The 3156-nt window shown below is 68.0% G+C and carries 2 protein-coding genes; both read right to left on the bottom strand.

The window, feature by feature from the left end; translation table 11 throughout:
• Nucleotides 1-46 precede the first annotated feature (46 nt).
• Nucleotides 47-1990, bottom strand: a complete 1944-nt coding sequence (locus ACQR3U_RS23280) for a tyrosine-type recombinase/integrase (protein ID WP_230811603.1) — start codon at nucleotides 1988-1990, stop codon at nucleotides 47-49.
• A complete protein-coding gene (locus ACQR3U_RS23275; protein ID WP_230811602.1) occupies nucleotides 1987-3042 on the bottom strand; it encodes a tyrosine-type recombinase/integrase in 1056 nt (351 codons plus the stop codon). The genes ACQR3U_RS23280 and ACQR3U_RS23275 overlap by 4 nt, the downstream gene beginning before the upstream one ends.
• Nucleotides 3043-3156 lie beyond the last annotated feature (114 nt).

Genomic DNA, 3156 nt, shown 5'->3' with positions numbered 1-3156 from the left:
TTATCCGGCCCTCGGCGCCGGATCAACCCCTGGTGGTTGACTCGAGTCAGCGATCGAGGCGATGGAGGTGGTCCGTCAGTGCGTCGGTGACGCGGTGGTGGCGGGCGGCTTCGTCGAGCCAACCACGGTCGCGGGCGTCGGCCTCGAGGGCCTGGATGTCGGTGCGTTGCGCCTCGAGCGCGCCGCGGAATTCCGGTCCGGTGACGAAGTTGTCGCAGGTTTCGCAGATGTTGGCGTAGGGGCAGGCGCCGGCCGCTTCGTGGCGGGAGCAGTAGCCGTGAGCGACACGAGTTTTGAGCATCTCGCTGCCGAGCCAGCTGACGGTGTCGGGGACGATGGGTTTGCCGACCGGGGTGAGGGTGAACCGGCGGCGCATCTTGCCCATAGCCTGGTCGTAGGCGTCGCGCAGCGTCGGCGAGGCCAGGGTGGCGTAACGCAGAGTCATCTGGGGAGTGACGTGCCCGAGCAGCGCCATCAACGCTTGCAGGCTCATCCCGGCATTGGCGAGTTCGGTGGCCCAGGTGTGGCGTAGCTGATGCGGGGTCACGACCAACGGTGCGCCGCCGGTCCCGCGCAGTCCGCAGGACTCGACGGCAGCGAGGAGTCCGTTGCGCAACCGGGTCTGACCGAGACGACGACCGTGCGCGACGAACAGGAAATCGGTCAACGCTCCGGTGCGGGGATGCGGCAATGGTCGGCAGACACCGCGCCCGCCGGTCCACTCATACAACGCCGTGAGGGTGGTGGCCGAGAGCGGAACCATGCGTTCGGTGGCGAGTTTGCCCAACGGAACCTTGAGCCAGGTCCCGGCCGGTCCGTAATCGATGACGCTGCCGAGTTCGAGGGCGAGTAGTTCCCCGACCCGCAGACCGGCTCCGCGCAGCACCGTCAGCCCGATGCGAGCGAACGAATCATGCAACTGGCCAACCGCATTCATTACTGCGGCATCGATATCGGGTGGCAGGGCCCGCGGAAGCGGTTGATCGAGTTTCGGGACGTCGGCGGCGAAGACGAGCCGGCGGGTCGGTGCCTGCTCCCAGCCCCATTCGGTGAGATCATCGAGCAGGTTGCGCAGGCTCAGCACGGTCGATTGGATCACGGCCTTGGAGATGGTGCGTCCGGCGCCGGCGGCGGCGCGTTGTCCACGCCAGCTGCGGGCGCGGTTCCAGGCAAGGAAGCCCTCGATGTGACTGCGATCCAGATCTTGGAGGGAGGTGACCTCGGGATGAGCGGTGGTGAGGTAGTCCGCGAACGGCAGCAGGTCGTTGATCAGCGATTCGACGGATTTCGGGCGCAGCACCGATGCCCGGACGGTGACGTAACGCAGCAATGTTGCGCGGATCGCGTCGGCCATCGCCACGTCGGCGAACCGTTGGGTGTAGCTGCGGGCCCACCGCCGGCGCCGTGGTGGTGTGTCGACGATGCGGGCCTGAAACAGTATCTGCCGCATTCCGGCGATCCGGTTGCGGTAGGCCCGGCGCGTCGACGGCGGAATAGATTGTGTGGCAGCCAATGCGGCGTCGAAATCGTCGATGGTGTTGTCGGTGATGCCGCTGACGAATCCGCCGTGCCAGGCGAGCAGCACCGCCAGGCACTCGCCCAGGACGGTCTCGACCCAGGACGGTGTCCAGCCCAAGGCCAGTCCGGCGGCACGGACGGCGGCGAATCCGACTGGGTCGCGGGCTTCGACGGCACGTCCGAGCCCGGTGAGGTTCTTGACGGCGGCAAACTCGAGGTCCAGTCGCAGCTCATCGTGACCGATGACGTGACACAGCAGCGGCCACGCCCCGGTGCTGCGCAGTTCGGTGAGCCGGTCCGCTGCCGGCCGAGTCATCCAGTCCCGCAGATCCGGGTGCTCCGCCAGAAACGCACCCGCGATGCGGGCGCGATCGCGGACGGCGCCTCCGCTCAGCCCGAGGGTGGTGACGTGGTCGAGATAGCCGGCCAGCACCGTGTCCGGCGCCGCCACAGTCGTCGATGCGGTGATCATCGCCGTGCCCCTGTCAGGCTGGCCCGGGCTGCGCCGTATTCGGCGGCGAGTTGTTCGATGGACAGGTGCACGTATCCGGCGGTGGTCTCCGGGGACACATGTCCCATCAGTTCCCGCAGCGCCATCAGATCAATTCCGGCAGAGGCCAGTTCGGTGCCGTAGGTATGTCGCAACCGGTGCGGACGCACCCGACCGGCACCGGAGAGCTCCCGGTGCCGCCGGAACAGCGACCGCAGTCCGGCCTCGGTGACCGGCGACCCGTGGGTGGGGCCACGCAGCACCACGAAACACTCTTGTGTCGCCAACCCCGGCGGCCGTTCGAGGCGCAGATAGGCCGATAGTTCGGTGAAGAACGCCGCATCGATCGGCACCACCCGTTCCTTCGAGCCTTTGCCAAGCACCCGCAACCGACGTCGACCGAAATCGACGTCTGCCAGCCGCAGGGATCGCACCTCGGCGCTGCGCAGGCCCCCGAACAGCATGGCCCACACCATCGCCCGATCCCGGTGAGTGCGCAACGACGCCACGAACTGCTCGACCGCGTCGGCGTCGAGGGATTCAGGCAGCAGTCGCGGTTGGCGCACCAGCCGGCCCCCAGCTCGGGGTCGGCCCGGTCCGAGATGTCCGAGCAGTCCCCGCGCCTGCGGTCGCAGGCCCTGCCCGCGCCGCGGTGAGGGCACCGGATTGTCAGTGCGCATCCCGCTCATCACCAGGTACTCGAACAACGCCCGCACCGCCGCGACCCGCCGATTGATCGTCGACGCCGCCGCGCCCCGACCATTCCTTCTCGCCGTGCCGGGGCGGGGTTCGCGGCGCACGTCCTGCCAGTCGATCCACTCGAACACCGTCACCGACGTCACCGCCGCCAATCGGAGATCGTGATCGAGCAGAAACCGGGCCAGATTGAGCACATCGAACGCATACGCCCGCACCGTCGCCGCACTGAACCCGCGCCCGGCCAGATGTTTCAGGAACGCATTCGCCGCAGCGCATCCCTCCCACTGGCCGTCGATCGCATAGCCGTCGCTGCTGGTGCGCACCCGAACGGTCATCTCCTGCCCCTTCTCGATCGAGCCGACACCGCCAGCATGCGCCCCGCATCACCGTCGGCCCCGGATCTCACGCCGCACTCATGATCGTGTCGTGGGAGGGCCGGTTAACCGATC

Origin of the sequence: Rhodococcus sp. IEGM1339 (genome assembly GCF_050321925.1) — a bacterium.
GTDB classification, from domain to species: domain Bacteria; phylum Actinomycetota; class Actinomycetes; order Mycobacteriales; family Mycobacteriaceae; genus Rhodococcus; species Rhodococcus pyridinivorans.
The sequence above is the reverse complement of the archived record's forward strand: the minus strand, read 5'-3'. Positions and strand labels throughout refer to the sequence as shown.